This window comes from Streptomyces sp. NPDC002499 (genome assembly GCF_053595415.1).
This window is the reverse complement of sequence record NZ_JBSFXO010000011.1, coordinates 109,605-132,517: the sequence shown is the minus strand read 5'-3', so window position 1 is coordinate 132,517 and position 22,913 is coordinate 109,605. Positions and strand designations below refer to the sequence as shown.

The following is a 22,913-nucleotide window of genomic DNA, read 5'->3' as shown; positions in this document are numbered from 1 at the left end:
ACGCTTCGAATGGGCCGTCTCCCGACGGTCCACCCATGACGGACCCCCGGGAAGGAGCACGCCGTGACACGCCCGCCGACCGCCGCCCAGCGGCGTGTCATCGACGCCGCCGATCCCGTCACCGGACGCCTGAGGGGTACGGAGACGCAGCTCGCGACCCTGGTCAAGTACGGCCTCGCCTTCCGCCACCCAAGGCCGCCGCACGACCACTTCCTCACCCCGGCCGGGCACCGCATACGGGAGTCGGAGCCGACCGCGCCGCCGCCTCCGTCCCCGCCGGCCGAGCCCGAGGCGCCCGCCGCCACGGGCGTGTTCGCCGCGCGGGTCGGCGGGGAGCCGGAGGGCGCGCTCGCCTCGCCCGCCCGCACCCGTGAGGTGCACAGCGCCTGGCAGGGCCTGCTGGAGCTGCGCCGGATGACCAATCCGGACGGGGCCACCGACCGGCCGTGCGGCTGGGAGCGGAGCCATCTGGTGCCGGCCGCCGCGCTCGCCCTGGAGGCGGCGGGTCACCGCCCGGCGGGGGCGGACGGGGCCGGCTACCGGGTGCGCGCGACCCCGCAGCCGGAGGCAGTCGCCGTGCACGAGCCGGATCCCGAGGCGCTGCGGGCGTGCGCGGACACGCTGGAGGGGGCGGGATGGCAGGTGGGCGCGTACACGGAACCGCGGACGAGGGCCCGTTATCTGCTGGCCTCCCCGCGCCGCGTGTGAGGGACATGCCAAGATCGGTCGGTCAGGCGGTCGTGGCAGACGTCCACGACCAGAGAGGGAAGCCGTGAGTGAACCGTTCTCCGTTCCGGTGACCGTCCGCGGATACGAGACCGACGTCCAGGGACACCTCAACCAGAGCGTCTATCTCAACTACGGGGAGCACGCGCGCTGGTCGTTGCTCCACGCGGCCGGAATCAGCCAGGCGCGCCTGGTCGGCCAGGGCGTGGGTCCGGTGGCCCTGGAGACGACCATCCGCTTCCGCCGCGAACTGCTCGCGGGCGACGAGGTCGAGGTGACGTGTGTCTTCGTCTTCGGCGAGGGCAAGACGTTCCGCGTCGAACAGACCATCCGCAAGACGGACGGCACGGTCGCGGCCGAGATAACGGCGGTGGGCGGCCTGATCGACCTCGAGGCACGACGACTGGTGCCGAACCCCCGACAGGTCCTGGAGGAACTGGCGGAGGATCCGAAGCTGCTCAGCCGCTGACACCGGCCGGCAGTCCGTACGAACCTGCGCGTCGAGCGGCAGCGTCGGCCAGGCGGCGATCCTCTTCATGGCCGGAGCGTACGTCGCACCCCTGCTCGACCGCCGGAGGCCTACCCGTCCACCAACTCCGGTGCGTGCTCGGTGTCGTACTTGGCGCGGGCGTCGGCGACGTAGTGGCGGTTGCGCTCCGCCCAGTCGGTGAGGCGCTGGAGGGTCTCGTGCAACTCGAGGGCCACCGGGGTGAGTTCGTACTCGACCTTGGGCGGGACCGTCGGGTGGACGGTACGGGTGACGAGGCCGTCGCGCTCCAGGTTGCGCAGGGTGAGGGTCAGCATGCGGCGGCTGATGCCCTCGATGCCGCGCTCCAACTCGGTGAAACGGATGGGGCCGTGGGCCGCCGCGACCAGGATCTGGACGCTCCATTTGCCGGCGACCCTGTCAAGAACTTCACGGACCGGGCACGCATGCGCGTTCACTGCCTGGACCGTTACACCGGTGTTCCTCTGGGACATCGAACTGCCTCCTTACGCCTCTCCTCATAGTCACTCACGATGCACCCAGTTACAAGTAGTGCACTCAGTTACCGATCCGCGAGGAGAGCGAAGGCCATGTCGACCGCGATCAAGTCGACGGCACCGGCCGTGCCGTCACGAACGTACTCCCGCTGGGCGTCCCTCGTCGTCCTGTGCGCGGGAACGCTGATGACGATCCTGGACGGCAACATCGTCACCGTCGCCATGCCGGCCATCCAGAACGACCTCGGCTTCTCGGGCCCCGGTCTTGCCTGGGTCGTCAACGCCTATCTCATCCCCTTCGGCGGACTGCTCCTGCTGGTCGGCCGGCTCGGCGATCTCGTGGGCCGCAAGCGGATGTTCGCGACGGGGCTCGCCGTGTTCACCGCCGCGTCCGTGCTGTGCGGGGTCGCCACCAGCCAGGGCATGCTGATCGCGGCCCGTGCCGTGCAGGGCGTCGGCGGCGCGATGACCGCGGCCGTGGTGCTCGGCATGCTGGTCTCGCTCTTCCCCGAACCGCGCGAACAGGCCCGTGCCATCGCGGTGTTCAGCGCGGTCGGTGCGGCGGGCGGAGCGCTCGGCACATTCCTCGGCGGAGCGCTCACCCAGGCCCTGAACTGGCACTGGATCTTCCTGATCAACCTCCCGATCGGCGCCGTCGCCCTGATCGCCGCTCTCCGCGTCCTCGCCCCCGAGCAGGGCGCCGGCCTCGGCAAGGGCGCCGACTACCCGGGTGCCGTGCTGGTCACCGGCGCGCTGATGCTGGCCGTGTTCGTGATCGTCGGCTCCGGCGACCGCTCGCTCACCACCACGCTCCTCCTCGGCGCCCTCGCCCTAGCCCTGCTGCTGGCGTTCACGCTCCGCCAGGCCCGCGCGGCCCGCCCGCTGCTGCGCCTGCGCCTGTTCCGCTCCCGGCTGCTGAGCGGCGCCAACGCCGTCCAGATCCTGATGATCGCGGCGATGTTCGGCTTCCAGTTCATCGGCGCGCTCTACGTCCAACGCGTCCTCGGCTTCGGCGAGTTGCTCACCGGAACGGCGTTCCTGCCGGCCCCGATCGCGATCGGCGTGCTGATGCTGGGCCTGTCGGCACGGACCGTCGGCCGGTTCGGACCGTACCGCGTGCTGCTGGCCGGGCTCGTCCTCGTCGTCGCCGGGATGGCGCTGCTGAGCCGGGCCCCCGCCGACGGTTCGTACGCCGTCGACGTACTGCCGGCGCTTCTGCTGCTCGCCGCCGGGTTCGCCGCCGCGATGCCCGCGCTGACCGGGCTCGCCATGTCGGGTGCCCTGGAGGAGGACGCGGGGCTCGCGTCGGGACTGTTCAACACCACGCAGGTGGTGGGCGGTTCGCTCGGTCTGGCGGTGCTGTCGGTCCTGGCGGCCGACCGCACGGACACGCTCCTCGGCCGGGGCGAGGAACTGGTCGCGGCGACGGCCGCCGGCTACCGGCTGGCGTTCGGCGTGGGGGCCGCGCTCGCGGCGGGCGCGCTGGTGCTCGCGGCGGCGGTGCTGCGACCGCGGCGGGACTGACCTGCGCGGCACCGCGCCGGAGGGGCGGCGGGACCCCCGTTCCCGCCGCCCCTCCGGCATGCCTCCGCCGCCGTCCACGGGCAGCGCGGGGCTCACGACACCCCGAACGCCTCCCGGTGATCCACCACCCACTCCCGGTACGTCCGCGCCGCCCGCCCCAGCACCTCCGGCACATCCTCGGTGACGACATCGTTCCCGCCGTCCTGGATGAAGCGCGCGGCGATCACGAGAGCGTCCGCGTAGTCCTCGCCCAGCCCGGCGGCGAGCAGCTGCTCACGCCGCTCCTCGGGCGACAGGTCGCGGAGTTGCACCGGGCGGCCGAGGATCTCGCCGAGAACGGCGGCCTGTTCGTGCGCGGAGAGCGTCTCGGGGCCGGTCAGGGTGTACGTCCGTCCCGAGTGCCGTGGGTCGAGCAGCGCGGCCACCGCGATCTCGGCGACGTCCCGCGGGTCGACGACGCCCTGCTTCCCGCTGCCCATCATGTTGAGCGCGGGCGTGCCCTCTTGGATGGTCTGCGACCAACTCAGCGTGTTGGAGGCGAAGTTGGAGGGGCGCAGGATCGTCCACTCCAGGCCGCTCGCCTTGACCGCCTCCTCGCCGTGCAGATGCCAGGTGCCGAACCCGCCGACGCGCGGGGCGCCTTCACCCTCGCCCTCGCCCTCGCCCTCGCCCTCGCCCGACGGAGGATCACCCGCACCCAGACGGGGGTCGCCCGTGCCGATCGCCGACAGCTTCACGATCCGCCGGACGCCAGCCGCCCGCGCCGCGGCAACCAGTCCCCGGTCGTGCTCCACATCGTCCGGTCCGAACACGCCCACCAGGAACGCGGCCTCCGCGCCGGCCATCGCCGCCTCGACCGAGGCCCGGTCGCGGTGATGGCCCGGCGCGGTCTCCACGCCCGAGGGCACCCGGGCCCCCGCCGGGTCCCGGCTCAGGGCGCGCACCTTCTCGCCGCGCGCCGCGAGCTGTCGTACGACTTCACTGCCGATGGTGCCCGTGGCACCGGTCACAAGGATCATGTCCACAACGGTGGGCGGTGGCCGCCTCGGATCTCTTGGAGATTCCGGCACGGTTCCCCGGCCCGCGGGGTGTGCGGGGCGCCTACGGTGGAGGGGTGACGTATGCCGTGTCCCGCCAGATCCTGCCCACGCCCGAGACGCTGCGCCCGTGGGTCGCGGGCATCGGGACCGTGACGGTCGACGACGTGCCGACGGAGACGTTCATCCATCTCCCGGAGGCGGCCACCAAGGTGGTCATCCGCGGCGAGGCGAGCGGCAACCGCAGCATCCTGGTCGTCGGACCGCGCGCCCGCGCCTCGTACCACCGGGGCAAACGCTTCATCTCCTGCGTGGAGTTGCGGCTCGCCCCCGGCACCGTCCGCCCCCTGCTCGGCATCCAGGCGGTCGAACTCGTCGGCCGTGCGGTGCCGTTGGGGGATCTGCCCAGTGTCACCGCGCGCCAACTGGCCACGGAACTGCGCCGGCTGGACCCCGAGGAGTCGCTGGCGCACCTCACCCGGGCGCTGCCCGAGCGGCTCGCCTCCACCGCCGACCGGGCGCGGACCGAGTTGGTGCGCGCGGGCGTCGACGCGATGTCCATCCGCTCCGGGCACGTCCCCGCGCACGTCGGTGACGTGGCCCGCGAACTCGCCGTCAGCGAGCGGCAGTTGCGCAACCTGTTCGCCGAAGGCGTCGGCCTCTCCCCCAAGCACTACGCCCGCATCAGCCGCGTCCGGACGGTCCTCGACCATGCCACCACCCGCTCCTGGGCCGACCTCGCCGCCGCCACCGGCTACTACGACCAGGCGCACATGACGACGGACTTCCGCACCCTGATGGGCGTCCCGCCCCGCTCGTACTTCACCGGCCGGCTGCCCCAGGCCACGCCCTGCCAGGTGCTCCCGCGGCGCTGAAAATCGGCTGCGGGGACGGCCGGGCGGCTGGGATGCTCCGGATCATGTCCGCACGACGCGTCAAGGCAAGTCTCTACCTCTCCGTCGACATCGAGGCCGACGGCCCGATCCCCGGCCCCTACTCCATGCTCAGCTTCGGTGCCGCCGTCGCCGGGGTGCAGGACGCCGACGGGTTCACGGCCTCGGATCCGGAGCGGCGGACCTTCTATCGCGAACTGCACCCGATCAGCGAGGAGTTCGTCCCGGAGGCGTTGGCGGTCAGCGGCCTCGACCGGGAGCGGCTGCGGACCGAGGGCGCCGAACCGGCCGTCGCGCTGGGCGAGTTCACCGAGTGGGTCCGTGAGGTGGCCGCGGAGGCCGGCGCGCAGCCCGTCATGTGCGGCTATCCGGCGTCGTACGACTGGACCTTCCTGTACTGGTACTTGATCCGCTTCACCAGTTCGAGTCCCTTCGGGCACTCGGGCTGTCTGGACATGAAGACGCTGTACGCGACCAAGGCGGGGGTGCCGCTGCGGGCGGTGGCGAAGGGCACGATGCCGCGCCATCTGCTGTCGCGGCGCCGGCACACCCATCACGCCCTGGACGACGCCGTCGAGCAGGCCGAGCTGCTGGCCAACCTCATGGCGTGGCAGGGCGGTTCACCCACCACCCGGCAGTGACGTCCTTGACTCAGCGGGCCGCCGCGATCTCCTCGCCCGCCTCCATCGGATGGGTCACGTCCTGTGCGTCCCGCTGCCTGCCCAGGTGGTTGAAGAGCAGGTTCAGCACGACGGCGGCTACGCAGCCCGTCGAGATGCCGGAGTCGAGCACGATCCGTACGGTCTCCGGGAAGGCGTGGTAGAAGTCCGGCGCCGTGATCGGGACGATGCCGACGGCCAGGGAGACGGCGACGATCAGGACGTTGTTGTCCTTCTCGAGGCCGGCCCGGACCAGGGTCTGGATGCCGCTCGCGGCGACCGAGCCGAAGAGGACGACACCGGCACCGCCGAGCACCGGGCGCGGTACGACCGCGATCAGCGAGGCAGCCATCGGGCACAGGCCCATCAGGACCAGGAAGGCACCGCCGGTCGCGACCACGAACCGGCTGCGGATGCGGGTCATCGCGACCAGGCCGATGTTCTGCGCGAAGGCGCTGCACATGAAGCCGTTGAAGAGGGGGCTGAGGGCCGAGCCGAGCGTGTCGGCGCGCAGGCCCGCGGCGATGGTCCGTTCGTCCGCCGGGCGTTCGACGATCTCGCCCAACGCCAGCATGTCCGCGGTGGATTCGGTCATCGAGACCACCATCACCACGATCATCGACACGATCGCGGCGAGCTGGAACTGCGGGGCCCCGAAGTGGAACGGCGTCGGGAAGCCCACCGCGTCCGCGTCCGTGACCGGGCCGAAGTCCGTGACGCCGAACGGGATCGCGACCAGCGTGCCCGCGACCAGGCCGAGCAGGACGGCGATCTGCTTGACGAAACCGGTGGTGAAGCGGCGCAGGAGCAGCACGATGAGCAGGGTCAGGCCCGCCAGGCCCAGGAACTTCGTCGAACCGTAGTCGTCCGCCGCGGGGTTGGGGCCCTGCGCCCAGCCGAAGGCGACGGGCAGCAGGGACACGCCGATGAGCGTGATCACCGTGCCGGTGACCACCGGCGGGAAGAAGCGGATCGCCTTGCTGAAGAAGGGCGCCGCCATGAAGCCCAGCAGACCCGCCACCATGACCGCGCCGAAGATGATCGGCAACGCGTCGGACTTGTCCTCGGTGGAGGCGACGATCGCGGTCATCGGGGCGACGCCGGCGAAGGTGACGCCGTTGACGAAGGGCAGCCGGGCGCCGATCTTCCAGATGCCCAGCGTCTGGAGGAAGGTGGCGAGTCCCGCGGTGAAGAGACAGGCGCCGGTGAGGAAGGTCAGTTCGGTGGCGGAGAGGCCGATGGCCGCCCCGACGATGAGCGGCGGAGCGACGACTCCCGCGTACATGGCGGCCACGTGTTGCAGTCCTGTGGTGGCCATCTTGAGTGCGGGGAGTTTCTCGTCGACCGGATGGACGACGGGTCGGGTCACGGCATCGGTGACGGGTCGGGTGGTCACGGCGGCTCCTCCGGGCGGGTAACACGTCGGCTCTGACGTGGGTTTCAGGAGGTGATGCGCGGTCGTGCGGGACCGGGGGACGGAACCCAACAAAAGGGATGGGCAGGGCCGTTCCGGGGCGCACAAAGTGCATGCACGCCCCGGCCACGGCCACCGGACGAGGGCCGTCCCCCTCGACCGGAGATCTTGAACAACGGCCCGCCGACCGGTCGGCCGGCCAACCGGTCAGCCCTGCGCGGCGATCCGTGCCAGACGCTGGGCCTCTTCCCGCGTGGAGCGGGCGATGGCGTCCTCGTCGACATGCAACAGGCGGCCCGCCTCGACGATCTGACGGCCGTTCACGAACGACGCGGTGACCGGGGCCGCCGCGCCGAAGACCAGTGCGGTCACCGGATCGGCGATGGAGGCGTGGGCGAGGGTGTCCAGCTTCCACAGCACCAGGTCGGCCAGCTTGCCGGGTTCGAGCGAACCGATCTCGGCGGCGCGGCCCAGGACTTGGGCCCCGCCGTACGTGCCGAGGCGCAGCGCCTGACGGGCGTTGAGGGCGGCCTCGCGGTGGGCGCCGAGGCGGTTGATGAGGAGGGCGTTGCGCAGTTCGGTGTGGAGTTCGCCGGACTCGTTCGAGGCGGTGCCGTCGACGCCGAGGCCGACCGGGACGCCGGCGGCGAGCATGTCGGGGACGCGGGCGATACCGGCCGCGAGCCGGGCGTTGGACGAGGGACAGTGAGCGACACCGGTCTTCGTGCGGGCGAAGGCGGCGATGTCGGAGTCGTCCATGTGGACGCAGTGCGCCATCCACACGTCCTCGCCGAGCCAGCCGGTGGACTCGAAGTAGTCGGTCGGGCCCATGCCGAACAGCTCCTTGCAGAACTGCTCCTCCTCGACCGTCTCCGAGCCGTGCGTGTGCAGCCGTACGCCGAGCCGGCGGGCCAACTCGGCGCCCTCACGCATGAGTTCGGTGGAGACGGAGAACGGTGAGCAGGGCGCCACGGCGACCTGGGTCATCGCGTCGAAGGAGGCGTCGTGGTGCTCCCGTACCGTCGCCTCGGTCGCGGCGAGGGCACCCTCCAGGGTCTCCACGGCGAAGTCCGGCGGCAGCCCGCCGTCCTTCTCGCTGCGGTCCATGGAGCCGCGGGCCAGCGTGAAGCGGACGCCCATCTCGCGGGCGGCGCCGATGATGGCGCCGGAGAGGTCGCCGGAGCCCTCGGGGAACACGTAGTGGTGGTCCAGCGCGGTGGTGACACCGCCGCGGGCCATCGTCGCGAGGGAACCCTGCGCGGCGGCGCGGACCATGGACTCGTCGATGCGCGCCCAGGTCGGGTACAGCGCGACGAGCCAGTTGAAGAGGTTGTGGTCGGTGGCCAGACCCCGGGTGATCCACTGGTAGAAGTGGTGGTGCGTGTTGACCAGGCCGGGGGTGACCAGGTGACCGGTCGCGTCGATGCGCCGGACCACGTCCGTGAGCCCCTCGGGCGCCTTGCCCGCGCCGAGCGACTCGATACGGTTGCCGGCGATGACCACGTACCCGGTGGCGTACTCGGTGTCGGCGGCGTCGACCGTCGCGATCGAACAGTTCTCGATGACGACGCGCTGAACCATCGTTACCATCGTTCGTCTCAACTTCCTTGATTCTGGGCCGGGTTCGCGTCAGAGGTTGGTGAGATCCGCCGGGATCCGCGGCTCGACGCCGTCCCGCAGGACCGTCGCCTCGATCAGGCCGTAGGGCCGGTCGGCGGCGAAGTACACCTCGTTGTCGTTCTTGAGCCCGAACGGCGCCAAGTCCACAAGGAAATGGTGCTTGTTGGGGAGCGAGAAGCGGACCTCGTCGATCTCGTCACGGTTGTCGATGATCCGCGAACCCATCTGGTACAGGGTCTGCTGGAGCGAGAGCGAGTACGTCTCGGCGAAGGCCCGGAGCATGTGCTGCTTCGTCTGCTCGTAGGACTCCTCCCAGTCCGGCATCTCCTGTGCGTCGTCGGACCAGTTGAAGCGCCAGCGCCCGGACACCTCGGTCGCCAGGATCCGGTCGTACGCCTCGGGCAGCGTCGTGTACTTGTCCTTGACGTAGCCCCAGAACTCGGAGTCGGTCGAGTTGAGCACCGTCAGGTCCTTGAGCCCGGAGACGACTTCCCAGCTCCGGCCGTCGTAGGTGATCTGGGTGAGCCGGGTCTCCTGGCCCTTGCGGACGAAGGAGTGACCTCCCACCGTGCGCTCCCAGGCGTACTCCTCGATGCGGATGCGCGCGGTCCTGATCGGCTCCTGGCTGGTCACGAAGTGCCGGGCCAGGTGGATGCCGAACTGCTCGGCGGACTCGATGCCGTGCTCCTTGGCGAACGCGTACACCGTGTTCTTGGTGGTGTCGGTCGGCAGCACGTTGGCGTTCGAGCCGGAGTAGTGGACCTCGTCCATGTCGCCGCTCAGCGACACGGACACGTTGAGGTCCTTGATGTGGTGGGTGGCACCGTCCCGCGTGATCTTGACGACTCGGTTCTCGGCCTTGCCGTACTGGTTCTGTCCCAGGATGGTGGGCATAGCTAGCTCCCTCGATATACGGAGTAGCCGAACGGGTTGAGCAGCAGCGGTACGTGGTAGTGCTCGCCGGGCTGCACGGCGAAGGTGATCGCCACTTCCGGGAAGAACACTCCGGTGCTCGCACCGCTGTCCCGATTCGCGGGGGCGTCCTGCTGCGCATCGGCTTGCTTCTTTTCGAAATACGGCTCCACGGCGAAGTCGAGCCGTACGTGTGTGGTTCCTTCCGGCGGCGCCGGCAGGTCCTTGCACCGCCCGTCCGCGTCGGTCGCGGAGCCACCCAGCGGCTGCCACTCCCCCAACAGCCCGCTGCGCGCGGCGAGTTGGACGGCGACGCCCTCGGCGGGACGGCCGACGGAGGTGTCCAGGATGTGGGTGGACACGGAGGCGGTGGTGCTCGTGCTCATGCCTGCTCTTCCTGTACGAGGTTGCCGAGCCGGATGCGGTTGATCCTGCCGAGTTCGACGCGGACGATCTCGCGCTCCTGCTCGGGCGAGTTGCCGATCCGCTCCTTGACCGCGTCCCGCATCTGCTCGCCGGTCCGGCCGGTGGCGCAGATGAGGAAGACATGACCGAACCGCTCCTGGTAGGCCAGGTTCAGTTCCAGCATCTCCGCCTTGAGCTCCTCGGAGGCGCCCGCCATGCCGCGCTGCTCCCGGCTGGAGGTCGGGTCGCCGGGCTTGGGTCGCCCGATCGGCGGGTGTCCTGCCATCGCCTCGGCCAGGTCCTCGGCGGTCAGGTCCGCCATCGCGGCGTCGCTCTCGGCGTACAGGTCCTCGAGGCCGGCGTACGGACGGGCGGCCGACAGCCGCTTCGCCCACGCCGTGGAGGCGCACGCCTCGAGGAGGACGGCGAACGCCGCGTGCTCCTCAAGAACGTTGAACCGGGCGAGGTCCGGCGGCGTGGAAGTCGAAGTCACCGGAGCCTCCGTGGCTGAGTGCTGAACGGGCTGGCTGTAGCTAACGCCCTCGCCACCACCACGTCAACACTTTGTTGAAAATTCCGGGTAACAAAGCCCCGGAGTCACCTGGCGACCCAGGTCAGGAGTCCTTCTCCCGGTTCAGGTAGTTGTAGACGGTGAACCGGCTGACCCCGAGCGCGCTCGCGACGGTCTCCACACCGTGCCGTACCGAGAAGGCGCCGCGCGCCTCCAATATCCGTACGACCTCCTGCTTGGCCTTGCGGTCCAGCTCCGCCAGCGGCTTGCCCTGCTTGCGCTCCATCGCGGCCAGGATGTGGTCCAGCGAGTCGGCGAGCTGCGGCAGGCGTACGGCGACCACGTCCACGCCCTCCCAGGCGAGCACGACGTCGTCGGGTCCCGCCTCGTCCGGCGGGACCATCTCCCCGCCCATGGCGTCGACCAGCGGCTTCACCGCCGTGATGAAGGGCTCGTCCCCGGTGCCGGTCACGCGTCGCCCTCCCCGATCACGTTGACCTGGAGCGAGATCCGGGTGGCGCCGGCTTCCAGGGTCTTGCGCAGCAGCGCGTCCACGGCGGTGAGTACGGCGTCGGAGGCGCCCTCCGCCGTGTTGCCGAACGGCCCGACGTCCACCGCGTCCAGCTCACCGGCCTCGATGACCTCACGGGCGACGACCGCGTGCGCGGGTGCCTCATCGAGGTCGAAGGGTTCGGTGGTGAACTCCACTCTCAGTCGCATACTGCCCCCAGACACGTTCCTGACCTGCGTGACTCCGGGCACCGGCGACGCCGGTCGGTCCGCCCGTGGGCGACTCTAACGGACCGGGGGATCAGCTCGCCGGGTACACGACAGCGACCGGTTCCTCACTGCGCAGGAACACGAGGCTGCCGATCACCCCAAGAAGCACCACACCGGCGTTCACCGCGATGGCGACCCGAAGGCCGCCGAGGACGGCCCCGGCCCCGGTCCCCGCCATCGCCGCCGTGGCCACCACGCTCATCACGGGCGTGCCCACGGTGATGCCGATCTGCTGGGTCATCGTGGCGAGCCCGGTGGCCAGCCCCTGTTCCCGGTCGGCCAGACCCGACGTGGCGGTGACCATGAAGCCGACGATGGCCAGCATGTTGCCGACCCCGCCCAGGAACGTGCCGGCCAGCAGCAGCCACAGCCAGGACCGGTCGGCGCCGAGGCCGAGCAGCGCGGCGGTCGCCACGGCCTGGACGAGCCCGCCGGCGACCAGGGTCCACCGGCTGCCGAACCGGCCGATGACCCGGGACGCGGCGAGACCGCCGAGGACGGTGCCGAGGCCGAGCACGCCGAAGCTCAGACCCGCGGCCAGCGGGGAGAAGCCGAGCACCTCCTGGAGGTAGAGGGTCAGCAGGAAGACCAGGGACGTCTCGGTCAGGAAGGCGATCAGCCCGGCAGCGTTGCCCCAGGCGACGGAGCGCCTGCGCAGCACGCTCGGCGGCACCAGCGGAGCGGCGGCCCGGCGCTCCACGGCGAGGAACACGAGCAGCAGGACCGCGCCCAGGCCCAGTGCCCCCAGCGCGAGCGGCGAGCCCCAGCCGCGCTCGCCGGCCTGCGTGACGCCGAGTACGACGGCCAGCAGGCCCAGCGTGACGGTGACCGCGCCGGGCAGGTCGAGCCGCGGGCGTTCGACGGGCCGCGACTCCTTGACGACCGCCGGAGCGACGGCCAGGACGGCGAGGGCGACGGGGATGTTGAGGAAGAACGACCACCGCCAGGACAGGAGGTCGGTGAGCAGGCCGCCCAAGATCGCCCCGGTGGTGAACCCGGCCGACATGAGCGCCCCGTTGAGGCCGAGCGCCCGTTCCCGCAGCGGTCCCTCCGGGAACGCGGTGGTCAGCAGGGACAGGCCCGCCGGGGTGACGGCCGCGGTCGCGAGTCCTTGCAGGACGCGGGCGGTGATCAGCGTCTCCGGGTTCTGCGCGAGGCCGCCCAGCAGCGAGGCGGCGGCGAGCACGGCGAGGCCGCCGAGGAAGATCCGCCGACGCCCGAAGAGGTCCGCGACCCGCCCGAAGAGCAGGGTGAACCCGGCCGCGCACAGCGCGAACGCGGTGCCGATCCACTGCAGGTGCGCCAGCGAGAAGCCCAGGCCGTCGCCGATGACGGGCAGCGCCACGTTCAGGATGGAGAAGTCGACCGCCAGCATGAACTGGGCCGCGAGCAGCAGCACCAGGACCAGGCGGAGCCTGGGGGTGAGGGCGGCCGGGCCACTGCCGGCCGCCCTCGTGTCGGTGACGGTCATGACGTCGTGTTCCTTCCTCACGGTGATCTCGCGCTGATCGCGCGGTGCTGGAGGAAAGGCTCGTCCGCCTCCGAATGCCCAGCCAGCACCCGGAGTTGGGCAGACGGCGCAAGGGTGGTCACGGCATGACCACCCTCACGGATCCCGTTCGCGGGCGGCCACCGGCATGATGGAGAGGCGGCAACCGCACCGAGGAGGCAGGCATGGACACCCGCTCCGAGCTGGGCGAGTTCCTCAGATCCCGGCGTGCCGCGCTGCGCCCCGAGGAACTCGGCCTCACCCCGCACCCGACCCGCCGCCGGGTCACGGGCCTGCGGCGCGAGGAGCTGGCCACGCTGGCGGGCGTCAGCATCACCCACTACACGCGCCTCGAACAGGGCCGCGCGAAAGGTGTCTCGGACTCGGTCCTGTACGCGATCGCCCGCACCCTTCGACTCGGCGCCGACGAGACCGCCCACCTGCTCGCCCTCGCCCGTCCCGCCGACGCCTCCGCACCCCGGCCGCCCGCACCGCCCCGCGCCGAACACGCGAGCACCTCGGCGCGCCAGCTGATCGCCGCCATGACCGACGTACCGGCTCTCGTCCTGGACCGCCGGGGCGACGTACTCACCTGGAACCGGCTCGGACACGCCCTGCTCGCCGGGCAGTTGGCCCCGGACGGACCCGAACGGCCGGGAGCGCGGCCGAACCTCGTGCGGATGCTGTTCCTGGACGAGCGGTACCGGGCGCTGTACGACGATCCGGATACGGAGGCCGAACTGGCCGTCGCCTCACTGCGGTTGGTGGCCGGGCGCCATCCCGACGACCGCGCCCTCGCCGCACTGGTCGGTGAACTGTCCATCCAGAGCGCCGAGTTCGCCGCCCTCTGGTCCCGGCATCCGGTCCGCACCTGCACCTCGGGCACCAAGCGGCTGCACCACCCGACGGTCGGCGCGCTGGAGCTCGCCTTCGAGAACCTCTGCATGCCCGGCACCGCAGGGCAGCGGCTGATCGCCTACACGGCCGCCCCCGGCTCCCCCTCGGAGGCCGCACTGCGCCTGCTGAGCAGCCTCGCCGCGCCCGCGGCCACCGCGGACCGGACCTGACCGACCACCTCGTACAACGACCCGCGGCTTCCCTGACGTGGGCGCCTCCGTGCGCCCTGCCCTCTTGACAAGCCTCGCCCCTCGACGGCAATCTTCCATTAAGCAGAAACAATATTCCACAATACGGAATCTTGCTTTAGACCTCGACACGGAAGGGAGCGCGGCCCCCATGGGATTCGCAGACCAGCGCTTCAACGTCAACCTGTCGATCCTCTTCACGGAACTCCCCCTCCTGGAGCGCCCCGCTGCCGCCGCCGCGGCCGGCTTCACGGCGGTCGAGCTGTGGTGGCCCTGGGTCGACTCCCCCACCCCCGAGCGGTCCGAACTCGACGCCCTCAAGAAGGCGATCGAGGACGCGGGCGTCCAGCTGACGGGCCTCAACTTCTACGCCGGACAGCTCCCGGGCCCGGACCGCGGTGCCCTGTCGATCCCCGGCGAGGAGTCGGAGCGGTTCCGCGCGAACATCGACGTGGCCGCGGACTTCGCCCACTCCCTCGGCGCCGGGGCGCTCAACGCGCTCTACGGCAACCGCGTCGACGGCGTCGACCCGGCGGAGCAGGACGCGCTCGCACTGGAGAACCTGGTCCTCGCGGCCCGCGCCGCCGACAGGATCGGCGCGATCCTCCTGATCGAGGCGCTCAACAAGCCCGAGTCGCCGCTGTATCCGCTCGTCAGCGCCCCCGCCGCCGTGGGAGTCGTCGACAAGGTGAACGCCGCGACCGGCCTCGGCAACGCCAAGTTCCTCATGGACCTCTACCACTTGGCGCGGAACGGCGAGGAACTCCCTTCGGTGATCGAGCAGTTCACGGCGAGGACCGGACATGTGCAGATCGCCGACAGCCCGGGCCGCGGAGCGCCGGGCACGGGGTCGCTGCCCCTCGAAGACCTCCTCGACCAGCTGAAGAAGGCGGGTTACGACGGCTGGGTCGGCTTGGAGTACAAGCCCGGCGACCGCCCGAGCGCCGAGGCCTTCGACTGGCTGCCCCGCTGATCCCCTTCCCGAAAGGCCTCCACCCATGAGCAACGCACTCCCCAAGATCGCCTGGATAGGCCTCGGCATCATGGGCTCCCCCATGTCCGAGAACCTGATCAAGGCGGGTTACGACGTCACCGGCTTCACCCTGGAGCAGGACAAGCTGGACCGGCTGACCGCCGCCGGCGGCACGGCCGCCGGTTCGATCGCGGAGGCCGTGCGGGACGCCGACGTCGTCATCACGATGGTGCCCGCGTCCCCGCAGGTCGAGGCGATCGCGTACGGCCCCGACGGCATCCTGGAGAACGTGCGCTCCGGCGCCCTGCTGATCGACATGTCCTCGATCACCCCGCAGACCTCGGTGGACCTGGCAACGGCCGCCCGGGACAAGGGGATCCGCGTGCTCGACGCCCCCGTCTCCGGCGGTGAGGCGGGCGCGATCGAGGCCGTGCTGTCCATCATGGTCGGCGGCGGGCAGTCCGACTTCGAGGAGGCCGAGCCGATCTTCGACGCGCTCGGCCGCACCATCGTGCTGTGCGGTCCGCACGGCTCGGGGCAGACCGTGAAGGCCGCCAACCAGCTGATCGTCGCCGTGAACATCCAGGCGTGCGCCGAGGCCGTGGTCTTCCTGGAGAAGTCGGGCGTGGACCTCGCCGCCGCCCTCGACGTCCTCAACGGCGGGCTCGCCGGCTCCACCGTGCTGACGCGGAAGAAGGACAACTTCCTCAACCGCGACTTCAAGCCGGGCTTCCGGATCGACCTGCACCACAAGGACATGGGCATCGTCACCGACGCGGCCCGCAACGTCGGCGCGGCCCTGCCGGTCGGCGCCGTGGTCGCCCAACTGGTCGCCAGCCTGCGCGCGCAGGGCGACGGCGGCCTCGACCACTCGGCGCTGCTGCGCGCCGTCGAGCGCCTCTCCGGCGACCGGGTCTGACACCGGGGCCGAGCCCTGTGCCAGGGTCCGGCCGCACAAGCTCCGGGCGGCGCCGACGCCGACAACTGTCCTGTCGCGCCCAGGCGAGGCGCCGCCCGGAAACCAATCGAAGAAGCGTGTGAGGACCGAGCCCCCGGCCGTGTCCCACCCGGCGGCCCGGATGAGGGGTGGCCGTACGGGAGCGGACACGGTGCGGGTAGGGCGAGGACCGCGGCGGAGTGCGAGCCAGTGCGGTGGTGAAGGACCCGGAGCTCCATCTCGACCAGAGGGGCGGAGCGCCCCGGTTCCGTCGCCTCCGCCGCGGTCCCAGCCCGATGAACGACAACCGAGGAGCGCGAAGGCGCCGGATGCGGAAGATCCCGCATCCGGCGCCTTCGCCGTTGCAGTCTGGGGGCATGGCACATCCAACCGAGAACCCGCACATCGTGGTCCACGCGCCGGCCCTGGACGGCTCCCGGCGCGTGACCTCGGGCGACGAGACGCTGGGCATCGCGACCCACATCGACGACGTCGCCGAGATCCTGCGCCTGGCCGACCACTACATCACCGACGTCGAGGACACCGACCTCATCGCCTGGCAGGGCGGCGGTCCCGAGGACTGGCCGGGGCTGTCGGAGCACCACGAGGGGGCATGACCCCGCGCGTACGCCTCGGGCCGTAGGACGTCCCACCCGGAGACGTAGGACGTGTACGCTATGCTCACATCAAGCACTGAATATAATTCAAGATGCTTCAACCACCCTCACGGGTGGGCACATTCCGGTCACGCGTGAAGCCCGTCGGCACGGGGGCGGCGGGCCTCACGCGTACCGAAAGAGCGGCTCACCGCAGGGTGAGCCGCTCTTGTGTCGTTCGGGGCGGGTCAGACGTCAGACCTTCAGCGTCCTGATCGAGGTCGGCGCGTGCCCCGGCTCGGTCGCGATCTCCTCGAACTCGACCACGTTGGAGATGTCGTTCGTGGTCGACATGGAGATGTTGGTGACGCGCTCCAGGACGGCCTCGACGACGACCGGGACCTGGAACTGCGCGGCGAGCTTCTTCGCCTGCTCGAAGGCCGCGCCGAGGTCGGCCGGGTCGGTCACCCGGATCGCCTTGCAGCCGAGACCCTCGGCGACCTTGACGTGGTCGACGCCGTAGGCGCCCAGTTCGGGCGAGTTGATGTTCTCGAACTCCAGGTTGACCTGGAAGTCGATGTCGAAGGCGCGCTGCGCCTGGCGGATCAGGCCCAGGTAGGCGTTGTTGACCAGCACGTGCACGTACGGGATCTTGTGCTGCGCGCCGACCGCCAGTTCCTCGATCATGAACTGGAAGTCGTAGTCGCCGGACAGGGCGACCACGGACGCCTCGGGATCGGCCTTGGCGACGCCCAGCGCGGCCGGGATCGTCCAGCCCAGGGGGCCCGCCTGGCCGCAGTTGATCCAGTGCCGCGGCCGGAAGACGTGCAGCATCTGGGCGCCGGCGATCTGCGAGAGGCCGATCGTGGAGACGTACCGGGTCTCCGGACCGAAGGCCTTGTTCATCTCCTCGTAGACGCGCTGCGGCTTGATCGGGATGTCGTCGAAGTGCGTACGGCGCTGGAGGGTCGCCTTCTTCTCCTGCGCCGAGGCCGCCCAGGCCGAGCGGTCGGGCAGGCGGCCCGCCGCCTGCAACTCCCTTGCCACCTCGACGAACAGCTCCAGGGCCGCCTTCGCGTCGGAGGCGATGCCGTAGTCGGGGGCGAAGATCTTGCCGATCTGGGTGGGCTCGATGTCGACGTGGACGAACTTCCGGCCGGCCGTGTAGACGTCCAGCTTGCCGGTGTGGCGGTTGGCCCAGCGGTTGCCGATGCCGAGGACGAAGTCGGACTCCAGGAAGGTCGCGTTGCCGTAGCGGTGCGAGGTCTGGAGGCCGACCATGCCGGCGTTCAACTCGTGGTCGTCGGGCAGCACGCCCCAGCCCATCAGGGTCGGCACGACCGGGATGCCGGTCAACTCGGCGAATTCCACCAGCAGTTCGGCCGCGTCGGCGTTGATGACACCTCCGCCGGCGACGATCAGCGGGCGCTCTGAGGCGTTCAGCAGCCCGATCGCCTTCTCGATCTGGGCACGGGTCGCGGCCGGCTTGTAGACCGACAGCGGCTCGTACGTCTCCGGGTCGAACTCGATCTCGGTGAGCTGGACGTCGATCGGCAGGTCGATCAGGACCGGGCCCGGACGTCCCGAGCGCATGAGGTGGAAGGCCTGCTGGAAGACGCCCGGGACCTGCGCCGCCTCCAGCACGGTGACCGCCATCTTCGTGACCGGACCCGCGATCGAGGCGATGTCGACGGCCTGGAAGTCCTCTTTGTGGATCACGGCGGTCGGTGCCTGGCCGGTGATGCACAGGATCGGGATGGAGTCGCCGATCGCGGAGTACAGCCCCGTGATCATGTCGGTGCCGGCCGGGCCCGAGGTGCCGACGCAGACGCCGATGTTGCCCGGGTGGGTGCGGGTGTAGCCCTCGGCCATGTGCGAGGCGCCCTCGACGTGGCGGGCGAGGGTGTGGTGGATGCCACCGGAGGCCTTGAGCGCCGCGTAGAAGGGGTTGATCGCCGCGCCGGGCACACCGAACGCGTCGCTGACGCCCTCGCGCTTGAGGATCTCAACTGCCGCGCGGGCAGCGGTCATTCGAGCCATTGCGTACTCCTGCTTCGGCTGTCGGAATGGCACTCCCGTCGCGCCCCGCCGCGAGTAGCTCTTCCGTAATACGGAAACTGTTTTCTACTATCTGGAAGCAATGTAGGTGGAGGGGCGGGGGCCGTCAAGAGAGCGGCGAGCAGTGCACGCCCGTCCGTCGGGCCACGCGAAGCGTCGGACAAGGGCGGGTGCGCAGGAGCACTATGGGACCGCCGTCCCGATGCGACGCCTTGGAGTGGCCATGCCCGAGAGCGTGCCGGTGCGCTGCCCGGCCTGCCGGCGCGAGCACCGCTACACCGCACCGTCCTATCCGTGCGTGTGCGGTGCGCCGGTCACTCCGCCGCTGGACCCGGGCGGTGTGCCGACGGCCGTCACGCACCGGGTCTGGGACGAGGAGTGGGTCGGCGTGCGCTGCGCCTCCTGCGACCGCCTGGACCAGTGGCCGCACCCGGAGCTGGGCTGCCCGTGCGGGACCCTGCTGCGGATCCCGGTGGCCCAGGCGGACGGCCGGTCCGCGCCCCTGGAGCGGCTGCCGCAGCCGGCCCCCACCGAGGTGCCGGTCGGCGGGACGCCGGCCCGCCGGGCCTTCCAGCCGGTCACGATCCGTACGGCGCGGGACGCGGTGACGGCCGCCGCCCTGTATCTGCGCTGGCTCGGCTACCAGGACATCCGCCGGGCCGACCAGAGACCCCCGTCCGGCATCGGGCTGGCCGCCAAGGGCCTGCTGGCCCAGGTCGACCCGACCGTCCGCCCGGCCGCGCTGCGGGACGTGGAGTGCCTGTGGCTGACGGCCATGACGGAGTCGTCGGCCTGCGTCTACTTCTCCCTCGCGGGGTACGACACCGACGCCCGCACCTGCGCCGACTCCCTCGGCATGCCCCTGTTCGTCCTCGACCTCACGGGCACCCCGCAGCCGGTCAACACCCTCGCCGACGACCTGGACGCGGCGGGCGCGTGACCGGCTCCCTCCGGAACCGGCCACCCTTCGGCAAGCGGCTCAGGAACCGTCCGCGTACCTCTCCCGCAGTTCGATCTTCCGCACCTTCCCGGACACCGTCATCGGGAAGGAGTCGAGCAGGTGCAGCCTGCTCGGGATCTTGTAGTGGGCGAGCCGGCCGTCGCAGAAGGCGCGCAGTTCGGTCAGGGTCAGCGGGTCGGCCGGGTCGCGGGTGATGACGCAGGCCAGGACCTCCTCGCCGTAGCGCTCGTGCGGGACGCCGACGACCTGGACGTCGGCGATCTTCGGATGGGCGTAGAGGAACTCCTCGATCTCGCGCGGGTAGATGTTCTCGCCGCCGCGGATGATGAGGTCCTTGATGCGGCCGACGATCTCGACGTAGCCGTCGTCGCGCATCATGGCCAGGTCGCCGGTGTGCATCCAGCGGCCGGGGTCGACGGCCTCGGCGGTCTTCTCTGGCTCGTTCCAGTAGCCGAGCATCACGCTGTAGCCGCGGGTGCACAACTCCCCCGCGGTGCCCCGGGGTCGGGTCACCCCGGTGGCCGGGTCGACGACCTTGACCTCGATGTGCGGCAGGACCCGGCCGACCGTGCCGGTGCGGTGCTCCAGGTCGTCGTCCCTGCGGGTCTGGAGGGAGACGGGGGACGTCTCGGTCATGCCGTAGCAGATGGAGACCTCGGCCATGTGCATCTCGGCGACCACGCGCTTCATCACCTCCACCGGACAGGGCGAGCCCGCCATGATGCCGGTGCGCAGCGTGGAGAGGTCGTAGCTCGCGAAGTCGGCCAGGTTCAACTCCGCGATGAACATGGTCGGTACGCCGTACAGGGAGGTGCAGCGCTCCTGCTGGACCGCCTCCAGGCTGGCCTTCGGGTCGAAGGACGGGGCCGGGATGACCATGCAGGCGCCGTGCGAGGTGGCCGCGAGGTTGCCCATCACCATGCCGAAGCAGTGGTAGAAGGGCACCGGGATGCACACCCGGTCCTGCTCGGTGTAGGAGATCAACTCACCCACGAAGTAACCGTTGTTGAGAATGTTGTGGTGGGAGAGGGTGGCCCCCTTGGGGAAGCCCGTCGTGCCCGAGGTGTACTGGATGTTGATGGGGTCGTCGCAGGACAGCTCCGGGTACGCTACCTCGCTCGTCGCGCGCCCGACCAGCACCTCCCAGCTCGGGTCGCCGATGTACACGACCTCGCGCAACTCGGGGCACCTGCCCCGCACTTCGTCGACCATCGCCCGGTAGTCGCTGCTCTTGTGGCTGAGGGAGGCCACCAGCAGCGAGATCCCGGCCTGCTTGAGGACGTACTCGACCTCGTGGGTGCGGTACGCCGGGTTGATGTTCACCATGATCGCGCCGATGCGGGCGGTGGCGTACTGGACGAACACCCACTCCGGGCAGTTGATCGCCCAGATGCCCACCCGGTCGCCCTTGGCGACCCCGCTCGCGAGCAGCGCGGACGCCAACTTGTCGACGTCGGCGACGAATTGGGCGTAGGTCCAGCGGCGCCCCGACGGCACGTCGACCAGTGCCTCGCGGTCGGGCCAGGCGGCGACGGCCCGGTCGAGGTTGGCGCCGATGGTGTCGCCGAGCAGGGTCGTCGCGCTCGTGCCGTGGGTGTACGAGGGTTGTGGGGTCACCGGAAGTCCTCCTCGCGGTACTCGTCCGCCGAGCCGGCGGCCGTGGCCTCTCGCAGCTCGATCCGGCGGATCTTGCCGGAGACGGTCTTGGGCAGCGCCCCGAACTCCAGTCGGCGGACGCGCTTGTAGGGGGCCAGTACCTCCCGGGAGTGCTCGAAGAGCACCTTCGCAGTGTCGGGACCCGGCTGCCAGCCCTCGGCGAGGACGATGTACGCCTTCGGTACCGCCAGGCGCAGTTCGTCCGGCGCGGGCACGACCGCGGCCTCGGCCACCGCCTCGTGTTCGAGCAGCGCGCTCTCCAGCTCGAAGGGGCTGATCTTGTAGTCGGAGGCCTTGAAGACGTCGTCGGACCGGCCGACGTAGGTGATGTAGCCGTCCGCGTCCCGGGAGCCGATGTCGCCGGTGCGGTAGTAGCCGGCGGCCATCGCCTCCGCCGTACGGTCGGGGTCGCCGTGGTAGCCGGTCATCAGGCCGACCGGGTGGGCGGACAGGTCGAGGGAGATCTCGCCCTCGTCGACGCCGGGGGCGCCGGTCACGGGGTCGAGGAGTTCGACCCGGTAGCCCGGGCTCGGCCGTCCCATCGAACCGGACTTCAGCGGCTGGCCCGGGCTGTTGGCGACCTGCACGGCGGTCTCGGTCTGTCCGAAGCCGTCCCGGACGGTGACTCCCCAGGCGCGCCGCACCTGTTCGATGACCTCGGGGTTGAGGGGCTCCCCCGCGGCCACCACCTCCCGCGGCGGGGTGCGCAGTTGGGTCAGGTCGGCCTGGATCAGCATGCGCCAGACGGTCGGTGGGGCGCAGAAGGTGGTGACGCCGGCGCGGTCCATCTCGGACATCAGCCGGGCCGGGTCGAAGCGCGTGTAGTTGTGGATAAAGACGGTCGCCTCGGCGTTCCACGGCGCGAACAGGTTCGACCAGGCGTGCTTGGCCCAGCCGGGCGAGGAGATGTTGAGGTGCACGTCACCGGGCTTGAGGCCGATCCAGTACAGGGTGGCGAGATGGCCGATCGGATACGACGTGTGGGTGTGCTCGACCAGCTTGGGGCGGGCGGTCGTGCCCGAGGTGAAGTACAGCATCAGCGGGTCGTCGGCGAGGGTGGGCCCGTCCGGGAGGAACTCGGCGGGGGCGACGTACCCGTCCTCGTACGGCTCCCAGCCCTCCTCCGGCAGTCCGCCGACGGAGATGCGGGTGTAACTGCCCGGCACGTCGGCGAACTTGGCGGTGTCCTCGGCGCGCACGATCGCGTGGCTCACGTGCCCGCGCTCGACGCGGTCGCGCAGGTCGGCGGGGCCGAGCAGCGGGGTGGCCGGGATGACGACGGCGCGCAGCTTCATCGCGGCGAGCGCGGTCTCCCACAGTTCGGCCTGGTTGCCGAGCATGACGAGGATGCGGTCCTCGGCGCCGACGCCCCGGTCGCGCAGCCAGTTCGCGATCCGGTCGGAGCGCTCGGACAGCTCCGCGAAGGACAGCCGGACCTCGGTGCCGTCCTCCTCGACGATGTGCAGGGCGGTCCGGTCGTTGCCGTCCGCGATGACGTCGAACCAGTCGAGCGCCCAGTTGAACCGCTCGGGCCGGGGCCAGCTGAACCCCTCGTACGCCTTCGCGTAGTCCTCGCGGTGCTCCAGCAGGAAGTCCCGCGCGCCGCGGAAGAGCTCCGTCGCCGTCGTCATCTTGCGTCCTCCTCGTTACCGGACCATTGCCGGGCGGCTCTCTGCCATCGTGTAATCCGTGA

The 22,913-nt window shown here is 70.8% G+C and carries 23 protein-coding genes; 10 read left to right on the top strand and 13 right to left on the bottom strand.

Translation table 11 applies throughout. From position 1 onward, the window contains the following. The first annotated feature begins 63 nt into the window (after window positions 1-63). Window positions 64-708, top strand: coding sequence for a hypothetical protein (locus tag ACWD5F_RS30230; protein ID WP_451259120.1), 645 nt, complete (start codon window positions 64-66; stop codon window positions 706-708). 64 nt (window positions 709-772) lie between these two features. Beyond that, complete coding sequence (locus tag ACWD5F_RS30225) at window positions 773-1,195, top strand: acyl-CoA thioesterase (protein WP_401718144.1); 423 nt, start codon at window positions 773-775, stop codon at window positions 1,193-1,195. Between the two features lie 110 nt (window positions 1,196-1,305). On the opposite strand, the gene ACWD5F_RS30220 is transcribed toward ACWD5F_RS30225, so the two are convergent. After that, window positions 1,306-1,707 (bottom strand): winged helix-turn-helix transcriptional regulator, encoded by a 402-nt coding sequence (locus tag ACWD5F_RS30220; protein WP_401718141.1) that lies wholly within the window; start codon window positions 1,705-1,707, stop codon window positions 1,306-1,308. Window positions 1,708-1,803: 96 nt separating this feature from the next. Here ACWD5F_RS30220 and ACWD5F_RS30215 point away from each other — a divergent pair, with 96 nt between their 5' ends. Next, on the top strand, window positions 1,804-3,234 hold the full coding sequence (locus ACWD5F_RS30215) for an MFS transporter (protein ID WP_451259117.1): 1,431 nt from the start codon (window positions 1,804-1,806) through the stop codon (window positions 3,232-3,234). A gap of 92 nt (window positions 3,235-3,326) precedes the next feature. Here the strand turns inward: ACWD5F_RS30215 and ACWD5F_RS30210 are convergent, their stop codons facing one another. Beyond that, the gene (locus ACWD5F_RS30210) at window positions 3,327-4,253 is read right to left on the bottom strand and encodes an NAD(P)H-binding protein (RefSeq protein WP_451259115.1); all 927 of its coding nucleotides are present in this window, start codon (window positions 4,251-4,253) and stop codon (window positions 3,327-3,329) included. A 95-nt stretch (window positions 4,254-4,348) separates the two neighbouring features. Between ACWD5F_RS30210 and ACWD5F_RS30205 the strand changes: the two genes are divergently transcribed. Beyond that, window positions 4,349-5,146, top strand: coding sequence for a helix-turn-helix domain-containing protein (locus ACWD5F_RS30205; RefSeq protein ID WP_451259113.1), 798 nt, complete (start codon window positions 4,349-4,351; stop codon window positions 5,144-5,146). A gap of 44 nt (window positions 5,147-5,190) precedes the next feature. Next, window positions 5,191-5,805: a 3'-5' exoribonuclease domain-containing protein gene (locus ACWD5F_RS30200; RefSeq protein WP_451259111.1), complete on the top strand. Its 615-nt coding sequence runs from the start codon at window positions 5,191-5,193 to the stop codon at window positions 5,803-5,805. Window positions 5,806-5,815: 10 nt separating this feature from the next. On the opposite strand, the gene ACWD5F_RS30195 is transcribed toward ACWD5F_RS30200, so the two are convergent. The 8 genes from ACWD5F_RS30195 to ACWD5F_RS30160 form a co-directional block, all read right to left on the bottom strand. Beyond that, a complete protein-coding gene (locus tag ACWD5F_RS30195; protein WP_451259109.1) occupies window positions 5,816-7,219 on the bottom strand; it encodes a nucleobase:cation symporter-2 family protein in 1,404 nt (467 codons plus the stop codon). A 225-nt stretch (window positions 7,220-7,444) separates the two neighbouring features. Beyond that, window positions 7,445-8,818 (bottom strand): 8-oxoguanine deaminase, encoded by a 1,374-nt coding sequence (locus ACWD5F_RS30190; RefSeq protein ID WP_451259107.1) that lies wholly within the window; start codon window positions 8,816-8,818, stop codon window positions 7,445-7,447. Between the two features lie 48 nt (window positions 8,819-8,866). Further along, on the bottom strand, window positions 8,867-9,751 hold the full coding sequence (gene pucL / locus ACWD5F_RS30185; protein ID WP_451259105.1) for a factor-independent urate hydroxylase: 885 nt from the start codon (window positions 9,749-9,751) through the stop codon (window positions 8,867-8,869). Between the two features lie 2 nt (window positions 9,752-9,753). Further along, a complete protein-coding gene (gene uraH / locus ACWD5F_RS30180) occupies window positions 9,754-10,155 on the bottom strand; it encodes a hydroxyisourate hydrolase (RefSeq protein WP_401718122.1) in 402 nt (133 codons plus the stop codon). Next, the gene (gene uraD / locus ACWD5F_RS30175) at window positions 10,152-10,667 is read right to left on the bottom strand and encodes a 2-oxo-4-hydroxy-4-carboxy-5-ureidoimidazoline decarboxylase (RefSeq protein ID WP_451259103.1); all 516 of its coding nucleotides are present in this window, start codon (window positions 10,665-10,667) and stop codon (window positions 10,152-10,154) included. The genes uraH and uraD overlap by 4 nt, the downstream gene beginning before the upstream one ends. A 121-nt stretch (window positions 10,668-10,788) precedes the next feature. After that, on the bottom strand, window positions 10,789-11,157 hold the full coding sequence (locus tag ACWD5F_RS30170; RefSeq protein WP_451259101.1) for a helix-turn-helix domain-containing protein: 369 nt from the start codon (window positions 11,155-11,157) through the stop codon (window positions 10,789-10,791). Next, complete coding sequence (locus ACWD5F_RS30165; protein ID WP_124001641.1) at window positions 11,154-11,405, bottom strand: hypothetical protein; 252 nt, start codon at window positions 11,403-11,405, stop codon at window positions 11,154-11,156. Before ACWD5F_RS30165 ends, ACWD5F_RS30170 begins: the two co-directional genes overlap by 4 nt. 91 nt (window positions 11,406-11,496) lie before the next feature. Next, entirely contained in the window at window positions 11,497-12,936 is a 1,440-nt protein-coding gene (locus ACWD5F_RS30160) for an MFS transporter (RefSeq protein ID WP_451259099.1), read from the bottom strand. 203 nt (window positions 12,937-13,139) lie between these two features. Between ACWD5F_RS30160 and ACWD5F_RS30155 the strand changes: the two genes are divergently transcribed. The 4 genes from ACWD5F_RS30155 (at window position 13,140) to ACWD5F_RS30140 (ending at window position 16,566) form a co-directional block, all read left to right on the top strand. Continuing rightward, window positions 13,140-14,021 (top strand): helix-turn-helix domain-containing protein, encoded by an 882-nt coding sequence (locus ACWD5F_RS30155; RefSeq protein ID WP_451259097.1) that lies wholly within the window; start codon window positions 13,140-13,142, stop codon window positions 14,019-14,021. 169 nt (window positions 14,022-14,190) lie between these two features. Next, window positions 14,191-15,012 carry a TIM barrel protein gene (locus ACWD5F_RS30150; RefSeq protein WP_451259095.1) on the top strand — a complete coding sequence of 274 codons (822 nt, stop codon included), beginning with the start codon at window positions 14,191-14,193 and terminating at the stop codon, window positions 15,010-15,012. A gap of 25 nt (window positions 15,013-15,037) precedes the next feature. Then, window positions 15,038-15,931, top strand: a complete 894-nt coding sequence (locus tag ACWD5F_RS30145) for a 2-hydroxy-3-oxopropionate reductase (protein ID WP_451259093.1) — start codon at window positions 15,038-15,040, stop codon at window positions 15,929-15,931. Window positions 15,932-16,326: 395 nt separating this feature from the next. Further along, the gene (locus ACWD5F_RS30140; protein ID WP_451259091.1) at window positions 16,327-16,566 is read left to right on the top strand and encodes a hypothetical protein; all 240 of its coding nucleotides are present in this window, start codon (window positions 16,327-16,329) and stop codon (window positions 16,564-16,566) included. A gap of 234 nt (window positions 16,567-16,800) precedes the next feature. Here the strand turns inward: ACWD5F_RS30140 and gcl are convergent, their stop codons facing one another. Then, on the bottom strand, window positions 16,801-18,585 hold the full coding sequence (gcl, locus tag ACWD5F_RS30135; protein WP_451259089.1) for a glyoxylate carboligase: 1,785 nt from the start codon (window positions 18,583-18,585) through the stop codon (window positions 16,801-16,803). Window positions 18,586-18,826: 241 nt separating this feature from the next. Between gcl and ACWD5F_RS30130 the strand changes: the two genes are divergently transcribed. Continuing rightward, window positions 18,827-19,543 (top strand): hypothetical protein, encoded by a 717-nt coding sequence (locus ACWD5F_RS30130; RefSeq protein ID WP_451259087.1) that lies wholly within the window; start codon window positions 18,827-18,829, stop codon window positions 19,541-19,543. A gap of 39 nt (window positions 19,544-19,582) precedes the next feature. Here ACWD5F_RS30130 and ACWD5F_RS30125 read toward each other — a convergent pair whose 3' ends face one another. Continuing rightward, entirely contained in the window at window positions 19,583-21,181 is a 1,599-nt protein-coding gene (locus ACWD5F_RS30125; protein ID WP_451259085.1) for an AMP-binding protein, read from the bottom strand. After that, window positions 21,178-22,851, bottom strand: coding sequence for an AMP-binding protein (locus tag ACWD5F_RS30120; protein ID WP_451259083.1), 1,674 nt, complete (start codon window positions 22,849-22,851; stop codon window positions 21,178-21,180). The genes ACWD5F_RS30125 and ACWD5F_RS30120 overlap by 4 nt, the downstream gene beginning before the upstream one ends. Between the last annotated feature and the right edge of the window lie 62 nt (window positions 22,852-22,913).